The organism is Lichenicoccus sp. (genome assembly GCF_965276875.1).
Classification (GTDB): Bacteria; Pseudomonadota; Alphaproteobacteria; order Acetobacterales; family Acetobacteraceae; genus Lichenicoccus.
The window spans coordinates 1,066,506-1,083,872 of sequence record NZ_OZ255701.1; the positions used below are offsets into that span (position 1 = coordinate 1,066,506).

Genomic DNA, 17,367 nt, shown 5'->3' on the forward strand with positions numbered 1-17,367 from the left:
CTTCTATCCTCGGGGACCAAGCTGGTCCGTCAGAGACCCTCCGGGAGGATAGCCGATGATCAATCCGATACAGGCGAACGCGCCTCTCGCGCGGCATTCAATGGCCTATGTGCTGGCCGGCGGACGCGGCAGCAGGCTGATGGAGATGACCGACCGGCGCGCCAAGCCCGCGGTCTATTTCGGCGGCAAGTCCCGGATCATCGATTTCGCGCTGAGCAACGCGCTGAATTCCGGCATCCGCCATATCGGGGTTGCCACCCAGTACAAGGCACATAGCCTGATCCGTCACATGCAGCGCGGCTGGAACTTCTTTCGTCCGGAGCGCAACGAGAGTTTCGACATCCTGCCGGCCAGCCAGCGGGTCTCCGAGCACGCCTGGTATGCCGGCACCGCCGACGCGGTGTACCAGAACATCGACATCATCGAGAGCTACGGGCCGCGCTACATCGTGTTGCTCGCCGGTGACCATGTCTACAAGCAGGACTACGAGGTCATGCTGCAGCAGCACGTGCAGACCGGTGCGGACGTGACGGTGGGCTGCATCTCGGTGCCCCGTATGCAGGCGGTGGCGTTCGGCGTCATCCATGTCGACGAGGAGGACCGGATTTCCTCGTTCCTGGAGAAGCCGGCCGATCCACCGTCCATTCCCGGCGATCCGGAGCACGCTTTGGCCAGCATGGGCATCTACGTGTTCGAGACCGGCTTCCTGCTCGACCAGCTCAAGCGCGACGCCGCCGACCCCGACAGCAGCCACGATTTCGGCAGGAACATCATCCCCTACATCGTCCGTCACGGCCAGGCGGTGGCACACCGGTTCCGCCACTCCTGCGTGCGCTCGGCGCATGACGCGGAGATCTACTGGCGCGACGTCGGCACCGTCGATGCCTATTGGGAGGCCAATATCGACCTCACCGACCCGGTACCAGGGCTCGACCTGTATGACCGCGACTGGCCGATCTGGACCTACGGGGAGATCACGCCACCGGCGAAGTTCGTCCATAACGACGAAGAACGACGCGGCAAGGCGACCGACAGCCTGATTTCCGGCGGCTGCATCATCAGCGGCAGCAGCGTCAACCGCTCGCTGCTGTTCACCGGTGTGCACCTGCACTCCTACGGGTCGGTCGATTGCTCCGTCATCCTGCCCTATTCCCGGGTCGGGAGGCACGCACGATTGACGAAGGTGGTGGTCGATGGCGGCGTGCGGATCCCTGACGGGCTGGTGGTCGGCGAGGACCCGGAACTCGACGCCGCGCGCTTTCGCCGCACCGATACCGGCGTCTGCCTGATTACTCAGCCGATGATCGACAAGCTCTCGAATTAAGGGCTCCGCTGTGACCACGCTCAGGAAGGTCGCGCTGTTCAGCAAGGAATACCCGCCGAACATCTATGGCGGGGCTGGCGTGCATGTCGAATATCTCGCGCGCGCGCTGTCCAGGCATGTGGCGGTGGAGGTGCGCTGTTTTGGTGCTCAGAGCAGCGACGATCCGGGCTTACGGGTGCGCGGCTATCCGCAATGGGAGGAGACCAGGCGCGGCACCGATCCGCGCTTCGTCGGCGCCATCGATGCGTTCGCCCGATCGCTGGCCATGGCCAAGGACACGCTGGACGCCGACCTGGTACATTGCCACACCTGGTACACCGACATAAGCGGGATCATCGCGGGACAGCTCTGGGGCATCCCCAGCGTGCTGACCATCCACTCGCTGGAACCGCTGCGGCCCTGGAAGGTGGAGCAGCTTGGCCGCGGCTACCATCTCAGCGCCTGGATGGAGCGCACCGCGATCGAGCAGGCGAGTGCCATCATTGCCGTCTCGCGCGAGACCCGTGAGGATGTGCTGCGGCTGTTCGCGGTTGATCCGAAGCGTGTTCACGTCATCCATAACGGGATCGACCCGGAGGAATATCGCCCTGTCGCCGGTGCGGACGTGCTCAGCAGACATGGCATCGACCCGAACCGGCCGTTCATGCTGTTCGTCGGGCGAATTACTCGGCAGAAGGGGATCATCCATCTGGTCAATGCCATTCCCGACATCGATCCCCAGCTGCAGGTCGTGCTGTGCGCGGGCGCCCCTGACACCAGGGAGATCGGCGAGGAGATGGAGCAGGGCGTGGCCCGGGTCGCGGCGGGACGCCCGGGGGTGATTTGGATACGCGAGATGCTGCCGCGGGCGGACGTGATCCAGCTCTACACACGCGCCGAGATCTTCTGCTGCCCGTCCGTCTATGAGCCGTTCGGCATCATCAATCTTGAGGCGATGGCCTGCGAGACGGCGGTGGTTGCATCAAGCATTGGCGGCATCCCAGAGGTGGTGATTCCTGAGGAGACCGGCTTGCTTGTGGATCCTGGACTGACCCCGGGGACGTTCGAGCCAGCGGACTCGGTGGCGTTCTCGTCGGCGCTGGCGGCGGCGATCAACCGCCTCGCCCGAGATCCGGGTTTGCGCCACCGCCTTGGCATTGCCGGGCGCAGGCGCGTGATTGAGCAGTTCAGTTGGGAGGCGATCGCGCAGACGACGCTGGGTCTATACCGAACTCTGCTGACGCCGAGCTGAACCGATAGGTCAGTGGCGAAGTGGGCCGATCGCCGCACCGACAGTCAGAGGCTCGTCGAGATCGCTGTTTGAGAGCACGGCGTTGGCACGCGCGAGATCCTGGCGCAGGCGGGCGACTTCCTGACGGAGGGCTGCGATTTCCTCGATCTCACAATGTCTGTCAGGGGCCGGCTGGCACGCCGGCTCATTGAGAGAGGCGCCAGGATCGTAGAACGGCGTGAACATGGTCATGGGACGTTCTATCATCGCCAAGTTCTGCCGACCGGCTTCTGGCGGTAACATGTGCTGGAAGCTCCGCTGGACCGAGGCGCGGAGCTGACGCTGTTGAGCGGAGAACTGATCCATCATGCGCTCCAGATACTCCGGAACGAGGCCCTGCATGCTGTCGCCGTAGAAGCCGATCAATTTGCGCAGGAATGCCGTCGGCAGCATGTTGCGACCCTGGGTTTCCTCTTCCATGATGATCTGGGTCAGGACCGAACGGGTGATGTCGTCACCGGTCTTGGCATCGTACACGACGAAATCACGCTCCTGACGGACCATCTCGGCCAGCGTGTCGAGCGTGATGTAGATCGAGCTTTCAGTATCGTAGAGCCGCCGGTTCGCGTACTTCTTAACGACAATTGGGGCAGGCGGACGATCGTCTTCCGGCAAGATATGTCTCCGATCCGGGCTGGATGAACGACCAGGAAGGCTAGCTGCCCTAAGCATCGGGAGGCTGGCACGGCCGCGTGCATCACAAACCTTGTATTACCACCAGAAGCTGCGGATACAAAAGCGGATTCGTAACCACAACCATGCGCGAAACGCAGCCTGTGAGCCTCTAGGTGCACTAGATCTCCGGTCGCGTCGCCTGGAGGTAATGCTCGGCCTGTGCCGCCACGAACCATGCGGCGAGTGCCGGACGGGATGGCCGCCATGGCTCGTCCGGGAAGCGAAAATCGAGATAGCCCAGCGCGCAGGCGACGGCGATATGGCCAATATCGACGTGCTGCGTTAGCGGTTGTGTCTCGAGCGCGTCGAGCGTGCGCGCGATGACGGCCTTCTGACGCTGCGCCAAAGGCTGGTCGGCGCTATCGGTGAGTGCTGCGAGCTTGCGACGCAGCACGGCGGCATCCATGAGCCCGTCGCCGAGGCCCTGCAGTCGGAGTGCCATCCAGCGTGTGGCACCCGCCGGCGGGATGATCGGCAGGCCGGTTGCAACGTCGTTGAGATATTCGCAAATGACCCGGCTGTCGAAGAAGCTGCTGCCGTCTTCGGTTACCAGGGTCGGGATCAGGCCGAGCGGGTTGGCTTCGAGCAACGACGTAGGATCGGCGAAGGGATTTGTCTCGACCAGCTCGATTTGGCGGTCGAGGCCGAGCAGGATGGCGCTGGCGCGCACCTTGCGCGCGAACGGACTGGCCTTCGAGTAAAACAGCCTCACCGAAAACCGTCCTTCCACGAACGTAGCCGGGTGAACTCATCGAGACTGGGCGCCAACAAAAATGGGTTGGTGCTCCGCTCGGCGCCGAGCCGCGCCGGGACAGTCGGCAGCCCCTCGGCGCGCTGCTGATCGATCTGGCGCGCCTGCGCCGCTAGTGCCTGATTATGCGGCAGTGCTGCAAGCGCGAAACGCGCATTGGCCTGGGTATATTCATGGCCGCAACAGATCAGGGTATCGTCGGGCAGGCCGCTGATGCGGACGAGGCTGTCATGCATCTCCTGTGCACTGCCTTCGAGGAGACGGCCGCAACCGAGGCTGAACAAAGTGTCGCCGCAGAATAAAGCGGGGGTTTGCGCAAAGAAAAACGAGATATGGCCGCGTGTGTGACCCGATGTCTCGATCACGTTGGCGCGAGAGCCGCCGAGGCTGACGACGTCACCCTCGCGCACCGCCTGGTCGAGGCGCGGCAGTCGGTGCTGGTCGGCGGCGGCTCCCACGATGCGCGCCCCGGTGCGGGCGCGAACGGCGTCGGCGGCGGCGATGTGGTCGGCATGGTGGTGCGTGAGCAGGATCAGTGCCAGGCGGCCGCCCGAGCCGGCTTCAGCCTCGATTGCGGCCATGACCGGTGCTTCGTCGGCCGGGTCGACGATGGCCATGGCGCCGGAGTCGCTGTCCCTGAGCAGCCAGGCATAGTTGTCGGACAGGATTGGAATGGGGTTGATCGAGAGTGTCATTGCAAACTCCTGTGGCGAGGTCCCGCCACGGTGGTGGGCCGCACCATGTCCAGCAGGAACATGCTATGCAGGACCGCATGCGCGATCTTCGGGACATGACGGAGTTCTACGCGAGCCGGGGCGGCCGCGTTGCCGCGCGGATGCTCAGAAGGCCGATCGCGGCACTCTGGCCGGATGTCTCACGGCTGCACGTGCTGGGCCTCGGCCATACCCAGCCATTCCTTTCACTATGGGAAAAGCAGGCGCGGGTCTGTATTGCCGGGGAGATCAGAACGGCGCAATCCCGGGAGTCCCGCAGCATCCATCTGCTCGCCTCCGCCTCCTGCCTGGTGCAGGAGAATCGATTGCCGTTCGCCGATCTCGGTTTCGACCGTATCCTGCTCAGCCACGCCCTGGAGACGTCTACGAACCCGCCGAAACTGCTGCGCGAGGTGTGGAGGGTGCTCAGGGACGATGGGCGCCTGATGTTGATGGTGCCGAATCGGCGCGGGCTATGGGCGCATGCCGAACACACCCCGTTTGGACACGGCGCTCCCGCCTCGAAGGCGCAGATTGCGCGATTGCTGGCGGAAGCCCTGTTTCGCGTGGAAAACACCGTCGGCGCGCTTTGGCTGCCGCCGGGCGATATGCGGCTGCTGCTTCGATGCGGAAACCTGGTCGAGCGGGCAGGGTCGCTCGTGGCACCGCAATTCGCCGGCGTGCTGCTCATCGAGGCGGTGAAGGATGTCTATGCGGCCCTGCCTACGGCCAAGCGGGCGCAACGGCGTGTGCTGGCAGCGGTGCAGTGACCCGTTGACCGACACAGGCGTCTCAGGCCCGCGTCGCGATGGCATGCTCCTCTAGCAGATCGAACAGCGGCGCTGCTTCGAGGCAGAAATGCACCGCCGGTGCCAGCAGGTCGCTAATCAGGGCCGGCATGGCTACCTGGGCCTCACCTTGCAGTTGCAGGCCGTGATTGGGGGTGATGGTCAGCGTCCAGTCCTTCGGCAACAGACCAGGCAAGGCGCGTAGCACCTCGAATGCGTCTGGCCGCGCTTCGGCGGCGAGCGCGCTGCTGGGTATACGTCCGGCCTGCGTCCTGAAGGTCACAACCGCGGTCGGCGCCTGTGCGTCGCTGTGCAGATCCGTCCTGATGGATCGGCCGCGCCAGCGGAAATCCATGCCGAGCCTGGCGTCGGGCAGCCTGGCCATCAGCCGGCCGGTCCGATCCACGTCGAACATCGTGAGACTGCCGCGGGCTGCCGTCACTGGCTGTCCGCCACTCTGTGCTTGCTCCACGCGCCCGCCCTTCCGCTCGCTCTCATCTGACGCAAGCTTGACCGAGATTGATGAACCATTCATGAACCGCGTGCCATGTCCTCGCTGATCAGATCGTTCAAGCTCGTGCTCGCGCCACCGCATCCCGCGGGGCGACCATTCCTTTTGACTGCGGCCGTGATCGCAGTGATCGGCAAGCTGCTCGGGCGCCGGTTCGCGTGGTTGAGCACGGGGGGCACCTGGTTTGCCGCATTCTGTCTGTATTTCTTCCGTGATCCGAAGCGCGTTGCGCCAACACGGACCGGCGCCGTCGTGGCCCCCGCGGACGGGCATGTCGTCTCGATCGAGGAGGTGGCACCGCCGGCGGAACTCGGGATCGGCACCGTGCCGGTCTGTCGGGTTGCGATCTTCCTCTCGGTGCTGGATGTCCATGTCAACCGGATGCCGGTGTCCGCCACTGTCACCCGCACGGTCTATCATCATGGCCGGTTCCTCAATGCCAGTCTGGACAAGGCGAGCGAGCAGAACGAGCGCAACGCGCTGGCACTTCGCCTCGCGGACGGGCGGCAGATGGCCGTCGTGCAGATCGCGGGCCTGATCGCCAGGCGCATTCTCTGCGATGCCATCGAGGGTGACAGCTTCGTCACCGGAGAGCGGTTTGGGATCATCCGCTTCGGCAGTCGGACCGACCTTTATCTTCCCCCCGGGCTGCGGCCGCTGGTCAGCGTCGGTCAGAGGACGATCGCCGGCGAGACCGTTATTGCCCAGCTTTGAGCCAGACTCTGGGTCAGACTTGTATCCACGGCCGCCGTCCTCGCGCCGCCGCCTGAGACGATTGCGCCGGCGCGGCCGTCGGCCATCGCGGCCGCGCTTCCGTGGACAATCCTTCAACCGGCTGATCCCCAACATCCTGACCATGATCGGGTTGTGCGCCGGGCTGAGTGCGATGCGTCTGGGGCTGGACGGTCAGTTCGGCCTCTCCGCGATCGCCCTGCTGATTGCCGCCGGGATCGACGGGCTCGATGGGCGGATTGCCCGTCTGTTGCGGGCCAGCAGCCTGTTCGGTGCCGAATTCGACAGCCTGTCGGACTTTCTGTGCTTCGGGGTCGCCCCGCCCTTTATCCTGTATTTGTGGTCGCTGCATGCCAGCGGACCATACGGTTTCCTGCCCTGCATCCTGTTCACGGTCTGCATGGCGCTGCGTCTGGCGCGCTTCAATGCCGCCATCTCCGGCGCGTCCGCGCAGCCCACCTACGCCCCCAACTTTTTCACCGGCGTGCCGGCTCCGGCCGGGGCGGGCCTCGCGATGTTTCCGCTGTTCGTCGGTCTGGAGGCGCAGAAGCTGCATTGGCAGGGCCTGCTGGTTGCCGCGCGTTATCCGTTGTTCGACGCCCTGATGCTGGTGGCCACGGCCCTGCTGCTGGTGTCCACCTTGCCGGTCTGGTCGTTCAAGAACTTCAAAATTCCGGCTGAGTACGTGCTGCCGATGCTGCTCGGCGTCGGTGGCTTCGTCGCGGTGCTGATTGCCGATCCCTGGGCAGCACTTGCGGCAGCCGGGCTCATTTACCTGATTATGCTGCCGTTCAGCCGCCGCAGCTATCGCCGGCTCAAGGCGGACGCGGAGGCGTTGCAGGAGGACATCCCAGAGGAGGCCGCCGCGGGTTCCGGAGCGACGGAGAGCTAGGGCTCGTCCGGGGCGCGCAGTGTCAGGGACAAGGCATGCAGGCCACTCTTGAACTCCTCGGCCAGTGCCGCGTGCACCAGGCGCGACCGCTGCATCCGGTTTAGCCCGGCGAAGGCCGTTGCGACGATCCGCACGGCGTAATGTGTCTCGCCGTGACCTCCCGCCTCTTGCACACCAGCGTGCCCGGCATGGCGCGCGCTTTCATCCTCGATCTCCAACTGCCTCGGCGAAAAGCGCTGCTGCAGCGCCGTTCGTACCCTTTCGGTTCGTCCAGACGTGCCTTGCTGTTCCAACGATGCATCCTTTTGCTGGCTCTTGCATGCCACACCGCCGCGCGCACATAAACGGCTCGATGATGCGACGAAACACGCGACACCGGGCGTTTGATCCCGACCCGGATGCCCCGGGTCGCTTGTGCGACATGCCGGGTTGCGAGGAGCAGGCCGGCTATCGCGCGCCCCGCTCGCGTGACAACCTACAGGATTATTGGTGGTTCTGCCTCACCCATGTGCGCGACTACAATGCACGCTGGGACTTCTACAAGGGGATGACTCCGGGCCAGATCGAGGCGCATCTGCGTGCAGACACATCCTGGAACCGTCCGTCGTGGCGGCTGGGCCATCTCGGCGGCGGACAAGCGGCACAGGCGTTCGAGGATGATCGCATCCTTGATCCGCTGGGATTGCTTAATGGCGCAACTGGGGGCGCCACACGTCGGCGAACGAACCGCCAAAAGGTCGACGATGCACGACCAGAGGCCCTGCGCCAGCCGCTCGAGGCACTCGGGCTGTCCTGGCCGATCTCAATGGACGAGTTGAAGAGCCGCTACAAGGTGCTTGCCCGCCGCCATCATCCGGATGCCAACGGTGGCGACCGGGCCTCCGAGGAGCGCCTCAAGACGATCAACGTGGCCTACACGGCGTTACGGGCGCATCTTACGGGTGCGAGGCAAACCGGGCTTGCCGAGACGGGTTGACCGTCCACACCTCGGCAAGGACCGTGGCCACAACCGCAGCAAATATCGATCGGGAAGACTTCATGGACGAAATCGCCAACCTTGCAAGGACCGGTAACGAAGCCTCCCTCGGCGTGCCGGACTCTCTTGGAGTGCCAGACTGGCAGGTTTCGGCACGTGAGACCTTCGGCATCGATACCGACATGCAGGTGCCGGCCTACTCGAGGCCCAGCGAACACGTCCCGGAACTCGACACCGCCTACCGGTTCGACCGCGAGACCACACTCGCGATCCTCGCGGGGTTCGCCTTCAACCGGCGTGTGATGATCCAGGGCTATCACGGCACCGGCAAGTCCAGCCATATCGAGCAGGTCGCGGCCCGGCTGAACTGGCCCTGCATCCGGATCAATCTCGACAGCCATATCAGCCGCATCGATCTGATCGGCAAGGATGCCATCGTGCTCAAGGATGGCCAGCAGATCACCGAGTTCCGCGAGGGGCTGCTGCCGTGGGCGCTGCAGCATGCCTGCGCCTTGACGTTCGATGAGTATGACGCGGGGCGCCCTGACGTGATGTTCGTCATCCAGCGGGTGCTGGAGGTCGAGGGGCGGCTCACTTTGCTGGACCAGAACCGGGTGATCCGGCCACATCCGTCGTTCCGGCTGTTCGCCACCGCCAACACCGTTGGCCTGGGCGATACGACAGGCCTGTATCATGGCACCCAGCAGATCAATCAGGGGCAGATGGACCGCTGGAACATCGTCACCACCCTGAACTACCTGCCGCATGCCGAGGAGACGGCGATCATCCTGGCCAAGATGGGCTGGGATGGTGGCGACAGCGCCATACGCCGACGTGTGGAGAGCATGGTTGCACTCGCCGACCTGACCAGGGCGGGATTTATCAACGGCGACATCTCCACCGTCATGTCGCCGCGTACCGTGCTGACCTGGGCGGAGAATACCGTGATCTTCGCAGATCTCGCTTTCGCCTTCCGGCTGACCTTCCTCAACAAATGCGACGAGGCCGAGCGGCCGACGGTCGCGGAATACTACCAGCGCTGCTTTAATGCCGAACTCACCACCAGCCTGGCACCTCCCGCGGTGACCCCGCCGGCCCTGCACAGACGCTGAGATGAGCGACCGCCACGACCCCACCGGCCGCGCCGAGGCGTTCAAGCGGGCCACCGCGGGGGCGTTGCGCGCGATCGGCGGAAAGGCGGATGTGCAGGTGACCTTCCAGGCTGGCCCGGGAACGGTCGTTGGCAACCGGGTGCGTCTGCCGCAGCCGGCACGCAGCCTGTCGGCGCCGGAGATCGCGCGGCTGCGTGGTGCCGCGGACGCTGCCGGGCTGCGGCTCCGCCATCACGACAATGCCGTGCATGCGGCGCGCAACCCGGGCACCCGTGATGCGCGCGAAGTCTATGACGCGCTCGAACAGGTCCGCATCGAGGTGGTGGGCGCGCGTTTCATGGACGGTGTCGCGGCGAACCTGACGGCGCGGCTGACGCAGGAGTGCGAGCACGGCGGCTTCGAGCGGATGACCCGCAAGGACCAGTTGCCGGTCTCGGCGGCACTCGGCCTGCTGGCGCGCGAGCGGCTGTCCGGCAAACCATCGCCGGCCTGCGCCGAGCGCGTGCTGTCGCAATGGCGCGATCAGATGGGCAGCAGCGCCAGGTCCGCGCTCGACGAACTCGCCCAAGCCCAGGACGATCAACGGGCCTTCACCCGCGCGGCGCGGCGGTTGCTCGCCGCCTACGATCTCGCCGAAGCCGAACTCGAAAGCGAGCAGGACGACGAGAGCGCGCAGCCTGAGGAGGATGCGCAGGACCAGGGGGATGAGCAGGCGCCGGACACGGAGGAACGCGGGGGCGACGAAGGCGCCGACCAACAACCGGGGACAATGTCAGAGTCGGCGCAAGCGGCAAGCGCGGAGGAGGACGAGGACCCGTCTGCCGAGGAGGGCACGGCGCAGGGCGAGGACCGGCCGGGGGGTCCGCAGCCCTCATCGTCACGCGACGAGCAGCAAACGCCGGCGGTCCCGCACTACAAGGCCTACGCACGGCAGTTCGACGAGGAGATTGCCGCAGAGGAACTGTGCGACGCGGACGAACTGTCGCGACTGCGTCAGCAACTCGACCAGCAGCTCCTTAATATGCAAAGCGTGGTCGGCAAGCTTGCCAATCGGCTGCAGCGCAAGCTGATGGCGCAGCAGACGCGTGCGTGGGAGTTCGACCTCGAGGAGGGCATCCTCGACGCCGGGAGGCTGGCGCGGGTGGTGGTGAACCCAACCTTGTCGCTCTCATACAAGACAGAGCGCGACACCGACTTTCGCGATACCGTGGTCAGCCTGCTGGTTGATAATTCGGGCTCGATGCGCGGCCGGCCAATTACGGTGGCGGCGATGTGCGGCGACATCCTTGCGCGGACACTCGAGCGTTGCGCGGTCAAGGTCGAGGTGCTCGGCTTCACGACGCGCGCCTGGAAGGGCGGACAGAGCCGCGAACGCTGGGTCGCGGAGGGCAAGCCGCGCGAGCCCGGTCGGCTCAACGACCTGCGGCATATTATCTACAAGGCCGCGGATACGCCCTGGCGGCGGGCGCGACGCAATCTCGGGCTGATGCTGCGCGAGGGACTGCTGAAGGAGAACATCGACGGCGAGGCGTTGCTCTGGGCCTATCGACGGCTGCTGGTGCGGCGCGAAAGCCGGCGTATCCTGATGGTGATCAGCGATGGCGCCCCCGTCGATGACAGCACATTGTCGGTCAATGCCGGCTCCTATCTGGAGCGGCATCTGCGCGAGGTGATCCACGATATAGAAAGCCGAGACTCCATCGAGTTGATCGCAATCGGCATCGGCCACGACGTGACGCGCTACTACCGACGCGCGGTCACCATCACCGATGCGGAGGAGCTCGGCGGCACGATGATGAAGAAGCTCTCCGAGTTGTTCGACGAGGATGTGCGCCGCGCTTGGCTGCGTCAGCAGGACCGGGTAAGCGCGATGGTCGCATAAACCTGGCGGGGTGGCCGCAAGACATAGGCCATACGGTTCAGCGGGCGGTGCAAGGCCGGCTCAGATAGCGGACCATATTGTCTGTGTTGCCCACCGCCGCGCGGCCCACCTCGACAAAGCCGAGCGCCGCATGGAAGCGGTCCGAGATCGGGTTTGGCGGGTGTAAATTGACCTCGCAGACGATGCGGTCGTGTCCAGCGATCAGTGCCTCGGCAAACAGTGATTCGTAGAGATGCCGCGCATGGCCCCTGCCGCGTTCCGCCGGCTCCGTAATGATCCGGTCGACATAGACAAATTTGCCGTAGCGTTCCCGGAACCAGCGGAAATTAGCGCTGTCGTGTTCAGCATCCTGGTCGAATGCGATCAGGAAGGCCGCAACTTTGCCGATCACGAGGGCGAGGAACGCGGTCCGCAGCATCATATCGAGCCGATCCTGGTCGAGCAGCGAGGTTTCGGCCGCATGAGCGTTGTTCAAGGCCAGCAAATCGGCCTGGTCGGCGGGTGTTAGGGGCCGCATCAGCCCTCTAGCTTCTCCAACTCCCGCAGCACCGCTTCGCCCATCACCTGGGTGCCGACGCGGGCCATCCCGGCGCTCATGATGTCGCCGGTGCGCAGACCGCTTGAGAGGACGCGGCTACAGGCGTCCTCGATCGTGCGCGATTCTGCGTCGAGACCAAACGAGATACGCAGCAGCATGGCGAAGCTGAGGATTTGCGCGAGAGGATTGGCGAGGCCCTTGCCCGCGATGTCTGGCGCACTGCCGTGGATCGGCTCGTAGAGCGCCGGACGGCGGCCATGCGCATCGACAGCGCCAAGCGTGGCGGACGGCAGCATCCCGAGACTGCCGGTCAGCATAGCGGCGAGATCAGAGAGCAGGTCGCCGAACAGGTTGCCGGTCACAATGACGTCGAATTGGCGCGGCTCGCGCGCGAGTTGCATTGCGCAGTTGTCAGCCAGCATGTGCGATAGCGTCACGTCAGGATAGTCGCGCGCCGCCAGCGCGGTCACCACCTCGCGCCAGAGCAGGCCGCTCTCCATGACGTTGCTCTTCTCGACCGAGCAGACCGCGCCGCGACGCTGACGCGCCAGAGCGAAGGCGACGTGTGCCACGCGCTCGATCTCGTGCGTGGTGTAGACTTCCGTGTTGACGCCCCGCCTGCTGCCGTCCGCGAGGGTCTCGATGCCGCGCGGAGTGCCAAAATAGATGCCGCCGACCGTCTCACGCACGATCATGAGATCGAGCCCCCGCACCAGATCGGCTTTCAGCGGGCTCGCATCGACCAGGGGTTCAAGCACCAGCGCCGGCCGTAGATTGGCAAACAAGCCGAGCTCGCGGCGCAGTGTCAGAATCGCAAGCTCCGGCCTCTTGTCGAACCCGACATGGTTCCATTGCGGGCCGCCGACAGCGCCGAACAGCACCGCGTCCGCCTCGCGCGCAGCATTGATCACCGAGTCGCGGATTGGCACGCCGTGGGCATCCAAGGAGGCGCCGCCGACGAGGTCCTCGGTGATATCGAAGTTGATGCCGCGTCGGCGCGACAACCAGTTCACCACCCGCCCGACTTCGCGCATGACCTCAGGGCCGATCCCGTCGCCCGGCAGCACGAGCAGCTTCTTGTTGGATGACATCGGCGCCTCCGGACGGGTTATGCGAAGCCTGCCGGGTCGATGGCGGGAAGCCAGGGCGTCCCGGCGGCGCGTGCCTCGAAGCGTTCGATGGCGGCTTCGTGCAGCATGGTCTGACCGATTTCGTCGAGACCCTGCAGCAGCAGGTGGCGGCGCCAGGGATCAACCGTGAAGCCGATCTCCTCGCCATCCGGGCGCACTACGACTTGCCGCTCCAGATCGATTGTCAGACGCGCGTTGCCGCCGAGAGTGCTGTCCGCGATCAGCGCATCGCACACCGCACGCGGCAGGACGATCGGCAGCATGCCGTTCTTGAAGCAGTTGTTATAGAAGATGTCGGCGAAGGAAGGCGCGATGATGCAGCGTATGCCGAAATCGAGAAGCGCCCATGGGGCATGCTCGCGCGAGGAACCGCAGCCGAAATTCTCGTGTGCGATCAGAATGCCGGCCTGGCAATAGGGTTCGCGATTGAGCACGAAATCCGCGCGTTCGGCACCGTTCTCGTAGCGCAGTGCATCAAAGAGATTGCGGCCCAGCCCGGAGCGTTTGATGGTCTTGAGGAACCGTGCCGGGATGATCTTGTCGGTGTCGATGTTGGCCTCTGGAAAGGGGGCGGCGATCGCGGTGACTTTGGTGAACGGCTCCATTCAGATCAGGTCCCGAACATCGGTGAGGTGTCCGGTTACGGCTGCCGCTGCCGCCATGGTGGGCGAAAGCAGATGCGTCCGGCCTCCGGGCCCTTGGCGTCCCTCGAAATTGCGGTTCGAGGTCGAGGCGCAGCGTTGCCCGGGTCGCAGCTTATCGGGGTTCATGCCCAGGCACATCGAGCAGCCTGCCTCGCGCCATTCGAATCCGGCCTCGCGGAAAATTCGGTCGAGCCCCTCGCGTTCGGCCTGCTGCTTGACCAGGCCGGAGCCGGGCACGACCAGGGCGCGGACACCGTCGGCCACGCGCCGTCCGGCTGCCACCCCTGCGGCGGCACGCAAATCCTCGATCCGCGCGTTCGTGCACGAGCCGATGAAAACGACGTCGACGGCGACATCGCGCAGCTTCTGGCCCGGCGCCAGCCCCATATAGTCGAGCATGCGCTGCATGCGCGCACGGCGCGGCGCATCGTCAGTCGCGGTCGGGTCAGGCACCGTGCCGGTGATCGGCACGACATCCTCCGGACTGGTGCCCCAGGTCACCAGCGGCGCGATGTCGGATGCATCAAGCAGCACCTCGGCGTCGAAGCGGGCGTCCGCATCCGACACCAGACCGCGCCAGTGCGCGACCGCTTGTGCGAAAGCAGCGCCAGAGGGGGCAAAGGGGCGCCCCTCGATATAGGCAAAAGTGGTCTCGTCGGGTGCCACCAGCCCGGCGCGGGCGCCAGCCTCGATTGACATATTGCAGATCGTCATCCGGCCGGCCATGTCGAGCCCGCGGATCGCAGCACCAGCGAACTCGATGACGTGTCCGACGCCGCCTGCGGTGCCAATGCGGCCGATGATCGCCAGCATGATGTCCTTGGCGGAAATCCCCGGGCCTGGCGCGCCCTCGACACGTACGCGCATGTTCTTTGCCGGACGCTGCATCAGCGTCTGGGTCGCCAGCACGTGTTCCACTTCGGACGAGCCAATGCCGAAAGCGAGTGCCCCGAGTGCCCCGTGCGTCGAGGTATGACTGTCGCCGCAGACGATCGTCATGCCCGGCAGCGAAAGCCCCTGCTCCGGCCCGATGATGTGCACGATGCCCTGTCGCGCCGACGCGAGAGGGATATAGGGGATACCGAACTCGGCCACGTTGCGCTCGAGTGTCTCGATCTGCAGGCGGCTTTCAGGTTCCTCGATCGGTGCCGTGCGGTCGTCGGTCGGGACGTTGTGGTCGGCGACCGCGATCGTGGCATCCGGACGGCGCACACGGCGACCACTGATGCGCAGCCCTTCGAAGGCCTGTGGGCTCGTCACCTCATGCACGAGATGGCGGTCGATATAGAGAAGGGCGGTACCGTCATCGATGTGCTCGACGACATGGCTGTCCCAGATCTTGTCGAACAGCGTCCGCGCCATCCTTGCCCGCTCCGGCTCTACTCTGCGGCGGGGGCTGATGCGGCGGAGGCTGAGACCTCGCGGGCGCGCTCGGCGATACGCGCGGACTTGCCGCGGCGGCCGCGCAGATAATAGAGCTTGGCACGACGCACGTCGCCACGGCGGACCACGATGATTTCAGCGATGGTCGGCGCATAAAGCGGAAACACGCGCTCGACGCCCTCGCCATAGGAGATCTTGCGGACGGTGAAGTTGCTGTTCAGCGCCTTATTGGAACGTGCGATCACCACGCCCTCATACGCCTGCACACGGATGCGCTCGCCCTCGACGACACGGACCATGACGCGCACGGTATCGCCAGGTGCAAACTCCGGCACCGAACGTGCGGTCGAGAGACGGGCGATCTCTCGCGCCTCGTATTGTTGGATGATGTTCATGGGAGGTCCTTTTGCGTGCGGTCAATTACGCCGTGCGTGATGGGTCGGCAAGGAGCCGGGCGGGAGCTTGGCCTTGAAGATGCGCCTGCCATAGGTCGGGGCGACGCGCCTGTGTGTCGCGTTCGGCGGCGGCCCCTCGCCAGGCGGCGATGGCGGCATGGTTGCCGGAGAGCAGGGCGTCTGGCACGGCGCAACCCCGCCATACCGCGGGCCTGGTGTAATGCGGGTACTCGAGCAGGCCGAGGGAGAAGCTCTCCTCGCCGGCGCTGTCCTGTGCACCCATGACACCGGGCAGCAAGCGAATCGCTGTGTCGAGAAGCACGAGGGCTGCCGGCTCGCCACCGGACAGCACATAGTCGCCAACCGACACCTGCTCGATGCCGTGCATTTCGAGGACGCGCTCGTCGACACCCTCGTAGCGGCCACACAACAGAATGACACCAGGCCCTGCGGCGTATCGGCGCGCATCGTCCTGCTGCAGGCGACGTCCGCGCGGTGTCAGATAGACGCGCGGCCGCGGATCGTCTTGCGCGATATGTGCCGATAGGGCGGTATCCACGACATCCGCCCGCATGACCATCCCGGCGCCGCCGCCGAACGGCGTATCGTCGACCGCCCGATGGCGGCCGATGCCGTGCGCGCGCAGGTCATGCACCGCGAGCGACCAGACACCGCGCTCAAGCGCCCTTCCGGCGAGGGAATGGCCGAGCGAACCCGGGAACATCTCCGGAAACAGGCTCAGGATAGAGGCGCGCCATGTCATCTGCTTGGCTCAAGCTCGACGTCTTGCGGCGGTATGACGAGCAGACTGCCGGCAGCAAGATCGATTTGCGGCACGCACAGGCGCGTAAACGGCACTAGCGCGCTATGCCCGACATGGCCGATCTCGAGGCTGGCGCCGGCACCATAGTCATGAACCGCGAGCACCGTGCCCATCGACCGCTCGATCCCGTCCCGGCGCTCATGCGCAGCGAGGCCGATCAGATCAGCGAGGTAGAACTCATCCGGCTCCGGCTCCGGCAGACGCTCACGATCGACATAGAGTCTACGGTTGACCAGAGCCTGAGCGGCATCGCGGTCGCCTAGCGTCCGGCCCTGATTATCGCGGAGTTCGGCGATGCCATTGCCCTGCCATTGCAGCGTCCAGACTATGCCGCGTTCGTCGTGCAGCGGTCCATATCCGGCAAGATCCTCCGGCACGGATGCATAGCTGTGCACGTGCACAAGCCCGCGCACGCCATGCGGCCGTCCGACCACGCCCATCAGGATGCGCTGCTGGTTCATCGCACCGTGTTAGGCCGCAGCCGCGGCGCTGGCTGCGGCACGCTCTTGCGCTTTCTTCTTCGGAGCGGACTGGATCGGCTGCGGCCGATAGGCCGGCTTCTCGGTCAGGCCCGCGTTGCCGAGGAAGCGTGCGACACGGTCGGTCGCCAAAGCCCCCTTGGACAGCCAGTAAGCGATGCGCTCGCCCACAAGCCGGACGCGGTCCTCATGCTCGGCCGGGAGCATCGGATTGTAGCTGCCGACCTTCTCGATGAAGCGGCCATCGCGCGGCGAACGGCTGTCGGCGACGACAATATGGTAATAGGGACGCTTCTTTGCACCAGCACGGGCAAGGCGAATTTTGAGGCTCATGAAGACGTGGACTCCT

21 protein-coding genes are annotated in these 17,367 nt (G+C 65.2%); 8 read left to right on the top strand and 13 right to left on the bottom strand.

The annotated features are described in order from the left end of the window. Positions 1-55 precede the first annotated feature (55 nt). Both glgC and glgA read left to right on the top strand, forming a co-directional pair. The gene (gene glgC / locus ACQY4K_RS05310; RefSeq protein WP_428394072.1) at positions 56-1,324 is read left to right on the top strand and encodes a glucose-1-phosphate adenylyltransferase; all 1,269 of its coding nucleotides are present in this window, start codon (positions 56-58) and stop codon (positions 1,322-1,324) included. 10 nt (positions 1,325-1,334) lie between these two features. Beyond that, the gene (gene glgA, locus ACQY4K_RS05315; protein WP_428394074.1) at positions 1,335-2,555 is read left to right on the top strand and encodes a glycogen synthase; all 1,221 of its coding nucleotides are present in this window, start codon (positions 1,335-1,337) and stop codon (positions 2,553-2,555) included. A 9-nt stretch (positions 2,556-2,564) separates the two neighbouring features. Here glgA and phaR read toward each other — a convergent pair whose 3' ends face one another. The 3 genes from phaR to gloB all read right to left on the bottom strand — a co-directional run bounded on the left by phaR (position 2,565) and on the right by gloB (position 4,715). Further along, entirely contained in the window at positions 2,565-3,209 is a 645-nt protein-coding gene (gene phaR / locus ACQY4K_RS05320) for a polyhydroxyalkanoate synthesis repressor PhaR (protein ID WP_428394076.1), read from the bottom strand. 178 nt (positions 3,210-3,387) lie between these two features. Next, positions 3,388-3,981, bottom strand: coding sequence for a glutathione S-transferase N-terminal domain-containing protein (locus tag ACQY4K_RS05325; protein WP_428394078.1), 594 nt, complete (start codon positions 3,979-3,981; stop codon positions 3,388-3,390). Next, complete coding sequence (gene gloB / locus ACQY4K_RS05330) at positions 3,978-4,715, bottom strand: hydroxyacylglutathione hydrolase (RefSeq protein ID WP_428394079.1); 738 nt, start codon at positions 4,713-4,715, stop codon at positions 3,978-3,980. Before gloB ends, ACQY4K_RS05325 begins: the two co-directional genes overlap by 4 nt. Positions 4,716-4,792: 77 nt before the next feature. Between gloB and ACQY4K_RS05335 the strand changes: the two genes are divergently transcribed. Continuing rightward, positions 4,793-5,503, top strand: coding sequence for a class I SAM-dependent methyltransferase (locus ACQY4K_RS05335; protein ID WP_428394080.1), 711 nt, complete (start codon positions 4,793-4,795; stop codon positions 5,501-5,503). A 22-nt stretch (positions 5,504-5,525) separates the two neighbouring features. Here the strand turns inward: ACQY4K_RS05335 and ACQY4K_RS05340 are convergent, their stop codons facing one another. Next, positions 5,526-5,963: a hypothetical protein gene (locus ACQY4K_RS05340; RefSeq protein ID WP_428394082.1), complete on the bottom strand. Its 438-nt coding sequence runs from the start codon at positions 5,961-5,963 to the stop codon at positions 5,526-5,528. Between the two features lie 105 nt (positions 5,964-6,068). Here ACQY4K_RS05340 and ACQY4K_RS05345 point away from each other — a divergent pair, with 105 nt between their 5' ends. After that, entirely contained in the window at positions 6,069-6,746 is a 678-nt protein-coding gene (locus ACQY4K_RS05345; protein ID WP_428394084.1) for a phosphatidylserine decarboxylase, read from the top strand. 61 nt (positions 6,747-6,807) lie between these two features. Beyond that, entirely contained in the window at positions 6,808-7,656 is an 849-nt protein-coding gene (locus ACQY4K_RS05350) for a CDP-alcohol phosphatidyltransferase family protein (RefSeq protein WP_428394086.1), read from the top strand. On the opposite strand, the gene ACQY4K_RS05355 is transcribed toward ACQY4K_RS05350, so the two are convergent. Then, positions 7,653-7,949 carry a BolA family protein gene (locus ACQY4K_RS05355; RefSeq protein WP_428394087.1) on the bottom strand — a complete coding sequence of 99 codons (297 nt, stop codon included), beginning with the start codon at positions 7,947-7,949 and terminating at the stop codon, positions 7,653-7,655. The two genes, ACQY4K_RS05350 and ACQY4K_RS05355, sit on opposite strands and share 4 nt — an antisense overlap. A gap of 59 nt (positions 7,950-8,008) precedes the next feature. Here ACQY4K_RS05355 and ACQY4K_RS05360 point away from each other — a divergent pair, with 59 nt between their 5' ends. The 3 genes from ACQY4K_RS05360 (at position 8,009) to cobT (ending at position 11,626) form a co-directional block, all read left to right on the top strand. Continuing rightward, entirely contained in the window at positions 8,009-8,632 is a 624-nt protein-coding gene (locus tag ACQY4K_RS05360; protein WP_428394089.1) for a J domain-containing protein, read from the top strand. A 62-nt stretch (positions 8,633-8,694) separates the two neighbouring features. Next, positions 8,695-9,744 carry a cobaltochelatase subunit CobS gene (gene cobS / locus ACQY4K_RS05365; RefSeq protein WP_428394091.1) on the top strand — a complete coding sequence of 350 codons (1,050 nt, stop codon included), beginning with the start codon at positions 8,695-8,697 and terminating at the stop codon, positions 9,742-9,744. 1 nt (position 9,745) lies between these two features. Further along, positions 9,746-11,626 carry a cobaltochelatase subunit CobT gene (gene cobT, locus ACQY4K_RS05370; RefSeq protein ID WP_428394093.1) on the top strand — a complete coding sequence of 627 codons (1,881 nt, stop codon included), beginning with the start codon at positions 9,746-9,748 and terminating at the stop codon, positions 11,624-11,626. Positions 11,627-11,663: 37 nt separating this feature from the next. On the opposite strand, the gene ACQY4K_RS05375 is transcribed toward cobT, so the two are convergent. Genes ACQY4K_RS05375 through rpsP form a run of 8 tightly spaced genes read right to left on the bottom strand, consistent with a single transcriptional unit; the run spans position 11,664 to position 17,351 of the window. After that, on the bottom strand, positions 11,664-12,143 hold the full coding sequence (locus ACQY4K_RS05375; RefSeq protein WP_428394095.1) for a GNAT family N-acetyltransferase: 480 nt from the start codon (positions 12,141-12,143) through the stop codon (positions 11,664-11,666). Next, complete coding sequence (leuB, locus tag ACQY4K_RS05380; RefSeq protein ID WP_428394097.1) at positions 12,143-13,255, bottom strand: 3-isopropylmalate dehydrogenase; 1,113 nt, start codon at positions 13,253-13,255, stop codon at positions 12,143-12,145. Before leuB ends, ACQY4K_RS05375 begins: the two co-directional genes overlap by 1 nt. Positions 13,256-13,272: 17 nt before the next feature. Continuing rightward, entirely contained in the window at positions 13,273-13,899 is a 627-nt protein-coding gene (gene leuD / locus ACQY4K_RS05385) for a 3-isopropylmalate dehydratase small subunit (protein ID WP_428394099.1), read from the bottom strand. Further along, complete coding sequence (leuC, locus tag ACQY4K_RS05390; protein ID WP_428394101.1) at positions 13,900-15,300, bottom strand: 3-isopropylmalate dehydratase large subunit; 1,401 nt, start codon at positions 15,298-15,300, stop codon at positions 13,900-13,902. It lies immediately after the preceding gene. 17 nt (positions 15,301-15,317) lie between these two features. Next, positions 15,318-15,716: a 50S ribosomal protein L19 gene (rplS, locus tag ACQY4K_RS05395; protein ID WP_428394103.1), complete on the bottom strand. Its 399-nt coding sequence runs from the start codon at positions 15,714-15,716 to the stop codon at positions 15,318-15,320. 25 nt (positions 15,717-15,741) lie between these two features. After that, a complete protein-coding gene (trmD, locus tag ACQY4K_RS05400) occupies positions 15,742-16,479 on the bottom strand; it encodes a tRNA (guanosine(37)-N1)-methyltransferase TrmD (protein WP_428394105.1) in 738 nt (245 codons plus the stop codon). Next, positions 16,476-17,000: a ribosome maturation factor RimM gene (gene rimM / locus ACQY4K_RS05405; RefSeq protein ID WP_428394107.1), complete on the bottom strand. Its 525-nt coding sequence runs from the start codon at positions 16,998-17,000 to the stop codon at positions 16,476-16,478. Before rimM ends, trmD begins: the two co-directional genes overlap by 4 nt. A gap of 9 nt (positions 17,001-17,009) precedes the next feature. Beyond that, a complete protein-coding gene (rpsP, locus tag ACQY4K_RS05410) occupies positions 17,010-17,351 on the bottom strand; it encodes a 30S ribosomal protein S16 (RefSeq protein WP_428394109.1) in 342 nt (113 codons plus the stop codon). Positions 17,352-17,367 lie beyond the last annotated feature (16 nt).

Coding starts and splice junctions, on each gene's coding strand:
- glgC (WP_428394072.1), top strand. CDS start 56: ATGATCAATCCGATACAGGCGAACGCGCCTCTCGCGCGGCATTCAATG.
- gloB (WP_428394079.1), bottom strand. CDS start 4,715: ATGACACTCTCGATCAACCCCATTCCAATCCTGTCCGACAACTATGCC.
- ACQY4K_RS05335 (WP_428394080.1), top strand. CDS start 4,793: ATGCGCGATCTTCGGGACATGACGGAGTTCTACGCGAGCCGGGGCGGC.
- ACQY4K_RS05345 (WP_428394084.1), top strand. CDS start 6,069: ATGTCCTCGCTGATCAGATCGTTCAAGCTCGTGCTCGCGCCACCGCAT.
- ACQY4K_RS05360 (WP_428394089.1), top strand. CDS start 8,009: ATGATGCGACGAAACACGCGACACCGGGCGTTTGATCCCGACCCGGAT.
- cobS (WP_428394091.1), top strand. CDS start 8,695: ATGGACGAAATCGCCAACCTTGCAAGGACCGGTAACGAAGCCTCCCTC.
- cobT (WP_428394093.1), top strand. CDS start 9,746: ATGAGCGACCGCCACGACCCCACCGGCCGCGCCGAGGCGTTCAAGCGG.
- ACQY4K_RS05375 (WP_428394095.1), bottom strand. CDS start 12,143: ATGCGGCCCCTAACACCCGCCGACCAGGCCGATTTGCTGGCCTTGAAC.
- leuB (WP_428394097.1), bottom strand. CDS start 13,255: ATGTCATCCAACAAGAAGCTGCTCGTGCTGCCGGGCGACGGGATCGGC.
- leuD (WP_428394099.1), bottom strand. CDS start 13,899: ATGGAGCCGTTCACCAAAGTCACCGCGATCGCCGCCCCCTTTCCAGAG.
- leuC (WP_428394101.1), bottom strand. CDS start 15,300: ATGGCGCGGACGCTGTTCGACAAGATCTGGGACAGCCATGTCGTCGAG.
- rplS (WP_428394103.1), bottom strand. CDS start 15,716: ATGAACATCATCCAACAATACGAGGCGCGAGAGATCGCCCGTCTCTCG.
- trmD (WP_428394105.1), bottom strand. CDS start 16,479: ATGACATGGCGCGCCTCTATCCTGAGCCTGTTTCCGGAGATGTTCCCG.
- rimM (WP_428394107.1), bottom strand. CDS start 17,000: ATGAACCAGCAGCGCATCCTGATGGGCGTGGTCGGACGGCCGCATGGC.
- rpsP (WP_428394109.1), bottom strand. CDS start 17,351: ATGAGCCTCAAAATTCGCCTTGCCCGTGCTGGTGCAAAGAAGCGTCCC.